Here is a 1,400-nt window from a genome sequence, read left to right on the forward strand (position 1 = left end):
TACCCAATGGGATGGACGCCCCCACTCGTAACGGCATCAATGTGCCAAAGTGGAAGTGTCGAGCAACCACTTGAACCGAGGGGAGCGTCATCATGCAGATTACGACGATAGGCATCGATCTGGCAAAGAACGTATTCCAAGTTCACGGCGTAGATGTTCGAGGCAAGGCGGTGCTGAAGAGGCAGCTCAAGCGCAGTCAAATGGTGACCTTCTTCGCGAATCTGCCTGCGTGCCTGATCGGTATGGAAGCGTGTGGCAGCGCCCACTACTGGGCGCGCAAGCTCCAGACGCTCGGGCACACCGTGAAGTTGATGGCTCCCCAATTCGTGAAGCCGTATGTAAAGACCAACAAGCACGATGCGGCTGACGCGGAAGCCATCTGCGAAGCGGTCAGCCGGCCGAACATGCGATTCGTACCGCTCAAGCATGTCGAGCAACAAGCGGTGCTCGCGCAGCATCGTGTTCGGCAAGGGTTCGTCAAGGCTCGGACCGCGCAGGCCAATCAGATTCGGGGGCTATTGGGCGAGTTTGGCTTGGTCGTGCCGCAAGGCATCGTGCGCCTCTTCGAGCTTGTGCCGGCGTTGCTGGAACAGGAGACGGACCAGTTGCCAGGCACGTTTCGCGAATTGATCCATCGCTTGCTCGACCATCTGAAGGAGTTGGACCGGCAGGTCGGCGAGTTGGAGGCCCAGATTCAAGCATGGCACCGTGCCAATGCGCTGTCGCGGAAGTTGGAGCGCATTCCAGGCATTGGGCCGATTACGGCGAGCGCGCTGGTGGCATCGATCGGTGATGCCAAGAACTTTACAAACGGCAGGCAATTGGCAGCGTGGCTCGGGCTGGTGCCCAAACAGCACTCGAGCGGCGGCAAGACGAACCTGCAGGGCATTAGCAAGCGAGGGGACACGTATTTGCGCACGTTGCTCATTCATGGAGCGCGGGCGGTGATCCGACATGCGGAGCACAAGCTGCAGGCGCACCAGTGGCTGCACAAACTCATCGCCCGACGTAACAAGAATGTGGCAGTCGTTGCACTGGCCAACAAGAACGCCCGTATCGTATGGGCGCTGTTGGCACGCGATAGTGAATTCCGATCCGATCACGCCGCAGCGTGATCGGATCAGCTTGCAGGAAGAGCAACAGAAGGCTTCATGGCAGCAGGCAGAACTCCACCGATTGCACGAGCGATCAGGCAGTGATGGCAAACAGGTTAGACCGTGGTTGGCTAAGCCCGCGTCTCCCCAGGCACTTCGAGTGCGATTACCCGATTGCGGCGCCAACCAGCACATCCCATCAGGGACCGTGGCCGAAGGCCACAATCAGAGTCCGAATGTACGGGTGCAATCTTTACCTCGCGTCGTCACGTACTGAGAGCTTGGCAAGCCGGGGGCGTCCATGTA

1 protein-coding gene is annotated in these 1,400 nt (G+C 59.1%); it reads left to right on the top strand.

Annotated features, from left to right (window positions below; all coding sequences use genetic code 11):
• Positions 1 to 92 precede the first annotated feature (92 nt).
• The gene (locus MMB92_RS35150) at positions 93 to 1,115 is read left to right on the top strand and encodes an IS110 family transposase (protein ID WP_062884173.1); all 1,023 of its coding nucleotides are present in this window, start codon (positions 93 to 95) and stop codon (positions 1,113 to 1,115) included.
• Positions 1,116 to 1,400 lie beyond the last annotated feature (285 nt).

It is taken from the genome of Burkholderia sp. IO2 (assembly GCF_029522185.1).
GTDB classification, from domain to species: Bacteria; Pseudomonadota; Gammaproteobacteria; order Burkholderiales; family Burkholderiaceae; genus Burkholderia; species Burkholderia cenocepacia.